The organism is Halomonas sp. (assembly GCF_041689495.1).
Taxonomy (GTDB): domain Bacteria; phylum Pseudomonadota; class Gammaproteobacteria; order Pseudomonadales; family Halomonadaceae; genus Halomonas.
The window spans coordinates 1-3,560 of the sequence record NZ_JBDNGD010000385.1 but is presented as its reverse complement, the minus strand read 5'-3'; the positions used below and the strand labels follow the sequence as shown (position 1 = coordinate 3,560).

Genomic DNA, 3,560 nt, shown 5'->3' with positions numbered 1-3,560 from the left:
TGGCAGGCCAACCCGCACTTCGGACCCTTCCATATCCTGAGCATGGTGTTCATCGTCGCCGGGTTTTACCTCATCGCCGCGGGCTGGCGCGTGCTCTATGCGGCCCAGCGCCGGGGTGTGCTGGCGACCGGTGGACCCTATGCTCGGGTGCGGCATCCGCAGTACATCGGCTTCGTGCTGGTGATGTTCGGCTTCCTGCTGCAGTGGCCCACGCTGCTGACCCTGGCCATGTTTCCGGTGCTGGTATGGATGTACTCGCGCCTGACGATCCTGAAGAGCTCGAGATAGTGCGCCAGTTCTCGGTGAGGAATGGCAGGCCTACGCGGCACAAACGCCGCGATTTATTCCCCATTGGCGGACAGCTCGTACGTGCGATCGGCGCACCTGAGGGCGAGATATTCGGGAGGTTGTCATGAAACGCAGACGCTTTCTCGTCGGCGCGACGATGGTGGTCGGCGGCATCGGAGCGGCATTCACGGCGGTGCCCTTCATCGCCTCCTGGCAGCCCAGTGCGCGTGCCCGGGCCGCCGGCGCCCCCGTCGAGGTCGACATCAGCAAACTGGAGCCGGGCCAGCAGGTCACCGTGGAATGGCGCGGCAAGCCCATCTGGGTGTTGCGCCGCACCCCGGCGATCCTTGATCGCCTGGCGACGCTGACAGATTCCGACCGGCTCCGCGATCCGCTCGCCGAGGTGGAATCACAGCAACCGAGCTATATCACCGGGCCACTGCGCTCGCTCAAGGAGGAGTACCTGGTGGTCATCGCCATATGCACCCACCTCGGCTGCGTGCCCCTGTTTCGGCCGGAGCTCGGCTCGGTCACCGACGACTGGCCGGGCGGCTACTTCTGTCCCTGCCACGGCTCCAAATTCGACTTCGCCGGCCGCGTATTCAAGGCGGTGCCGGCGCCGACCAACCTGGTGATTCCGCCATACCGTTTCCTGTCCGATACCCGGCTCGAGATCGGTGTCGACCCCCAATTAACGACATCCTGAACACTAGAGGCAATTCTCCATGACAGCCAAAGCACCCTCGGCTTGCCACGCTCCGCGCAAGCGCCAGCGTGCCGACAACATGCTCGAGCATGAGCAGGCCGGCAAGCCGCCACTGCTCGACTTCGACTACGAGATGATCCTGGACGGGCGCGGGCCATGGCCCGGGCATCGGCGGCTTCAAGCGCGACTCCGAGGTCGGCATGGCGCTTATTTTCAGGACCCAACACAACTAGCTGCCGTGTGGACAGCGCCCTGTGGGCCTGACATCCCGCGGCGTCTCTGGCAAAAAAGAGGTACCAACGATGGAACGCAACTCAACGAGGCAATGGCTCAACGCAATCGTGGCGGGTGTCATGATGGGCGCATCGATGACCGCGATGGCAGCCGGTAGTCGCGCCTTCGTGCCGATGGGCTCGGCAGATGCCGTAGGCGTCATCGACCTGGAGAGCTACCAGGTGACATCCACCATTCCGGATACCCTCAATACGCACGGGTCGGCACTGACGCCGGACGGTCGATACCTGGTCGCCGGCAGCCTCACCGCACGCGATGTCGAGGAAAGCGTCAGTCGCCCGGAGGACGTGACGGAAGACGAACATGCAGCCCATCACGGTGGGGGAGAAAAGGCCGCGGCGGATGAGCAGAACACCGGCCTGCTGTATGTGGTGGATACGACCACCAATGCCATCGTGCGAAAGCTGGAAGTCCCCGGTCCGGTTCACCATGTCCTGGTGACGGCCGATGGCCGCTATGCCGTCTCGACTCATCCCATGGGGGGTGGCATCAGCGTCGTCTCGCTGGATTCCGGCAAGCTTGTCGAGACGGTGGCAACGGGACCGGCCCCGAACTACGTCGTCGAAGCCGAAGACGGTCAATCGCTTCTGGTCAGCAACACGGGTAACGGGACGGTCAGCGAGATCGATACCCAGCACTGGTTCGTCGAGCGAAACATGCGTGTCGGCGGCAGCCCAGAGCATATGGTGCTCTCGCCTGGCGACGAGCGGCTCTACATCAACGATGGCTCGGCCGGTCGAGTCGTTGCACTCGACCTGCCTACCGGCAGCGTGGCGGGTGAGCATGAGGTAGGCGACGCTCCCCATGGTGTCGGTCTGAGCCCGGACGGCCGAACCCTCTACGCGACGAGCCAGGGTGACAACCGCCTAGTCCGCATCACGCTCGGCGACGGGACTCGGCAGAGTATCGACCTGGCCCCGGCCCCTTACCATCTGGCGGTGGCCCCGGACGACGGTCGCTTGCTGGTCACCAGTCGTGAGGAAAGCAAGCTCTGGGTAATCGACCCGACTTCCCTCGACGTCCTGCACACCATTGCGCTCGATGGCATAGGCCATCAGATATCACTCGACGCGCGATAGGATCAGCTTTTTGCTGCCAACCGGGAGGGGCAGACGACAGATAGTACACATCAAGGGGGCCATGGCCATGCCGGGCATATGCCGTCGAGCGATCGTGGCATGGCCATCTCCGCTTGGCAGACGAAGATCGCAGCTTCGGCTGGTATCGCGCCGAGATCATCGGCGCGCTGGTCATCGGAATGCCGCTGCTGAACAGGCAGCCCATACGATCACATTCTGGTCGACGAACTTCAGGTGCCGGGTGACCAGGTTGATGTCGGACACCCTAGTCATCAAGTCGATGGGCGTGGCTTGTCGACCCGTTTCGTCGCTTCCATGGGCTGATAGCGCGACCAAGCGACCAGTGCCATGCCTGCAATAAGCATCGGGAGCGTCAGCAACTGCCCCATGGTCAGCCAGTCGAAAGCGATGAAGCCCAGTTGTGGGTCGGGCAGGCGCACGAATTCCACCACAAAGCGGAAGGCCCCATACAGCAACAGGAACAGGCCGGAGATCAGGCCACGCCGGCGCCGCTGCCGGGAGAACCACCACAGCACGACAAATAACACCACGCCCTCCAGGGCGAACTCGTAGAGCGCCGAAGGATGCCGTGGCTCCGGCCCGAGGTGGGCGAAGGCCATGGCCCAGGGCACCTCGCTGACACGACCCGGCAACTCGTGATTGATGAAGTTGCCGAGACGGCCGGCACCGAGCCCGATCGGAACCAGTGGTGCGATGAAGTCGCTCAACTGAAGGAAAGCCAGGCGATGCTTGCGGGCAAAGACCACCGTCGCGATCAATACCCCGATGAGCCCCCCATGGAAGCTCATGCCGCCCTCCCAGATCTTGAATAGCCAAAGGGGGTCGGCCAGCAAGCGCTCGAGCCCGTAGAAGAGCACATAGCCGAGGCGTCCCCCGATCACGACGCCCAAGGCGCCATAAAAGAGCAGATCGCCGATATCATCGTGCTTCAAACCTACACGATGGGCACGCCGTCGACCCAACCACCAAGCGGCGATAAAGCCAACGACATACATGAGGCCATACCAATGGATCTGCAGTGGTCCAAGGGAGATGGCTACGGGATCGATTATAGGATACTGGATCATATATCACCCTTGTTTCATTCACTATGCCGTTGACCCGGCTTCCTACAATTAACCCTATACTCTTCTCCTGAATTCAGGCTGAATGCCTTCTGTCGTGAGACTAAG

Annotated in this window: 5 protein-coding genes; 4 read left to right on the top strand and 1 reads right to left on the bottom strand. The window is 62.4% G+C overall.

From position 1 onward, the window contains the following. The 4 genes from ACESMD_RS12210 to ACESMD_RS12195 all read left to right on the top strand — a co-directional run. Window positions 1–288: isoprenylcysteine carboxylmethyltransferase family protein (locus ACESMD_RS12210; protein ID WP_372613539.1), on the top strand; the 288-nt coding region annotated here is incomplete at its 5' end. Window positions 289–412: 124 nt separating this feature from the next. After that, window positions 413–994 carry a ubiquinol-cytochrome c reductase iron-sulfur subunit gene (gene petA, locus ACESMD_RS12205; protein ID WP_372613537.1) on the top strand — a complete coding sequence of 194 codons (582 nt, stop codon included), beginning with the start codon at window positions 413–415 and terminating at the stop codon, window positions 992–994. A 167-nt stretch (window positions 995–1,161) separates the two neighbouring features. Next, window positions 1,162–1,227, top strand: coding sequence for a hypothetical protein (locus ACESMD_RS12200; protein ID WP_372613541.1), 66 nt, complete (start codon window positions 1,162–1,164; stop codon window positions 1,225–1,227). A 69-nt stretch (window positions 1,228–1,296) separates the two neighbouring features. Further along, window positions 1,297–2,367: a YncE family protein gene (locus tag ACESMD_RS12195; protein WP_372613535.1), complete on the top strand. Its 1,071-nt coding sequence runs from the start codon at window positions 1,297–1,299 to the stop codon at window positions 2,365–2,367. A 272-nt stretch (window positions 2,368–2,639) separates the two neighbouring features. Here the strand turns inward: ACESMD_RS12195 and lgt are convergent, their stop codons facing one another. Next, on the bottom strand, window positions 2,640–3,455 hold the full coding sequence (lgt, locus tag ACESMD_RS12190) for a prolipoprotein diacylglyceryl transferase (RefSeq protein WP_372613533.1): 816 nt from the start codon (window positions 3,453–3,455) through the stop codon (window positions 2,640–2,642). Between the last annotated feature and the right edge of the window lie 105 nt (window positions 3,456–3,560).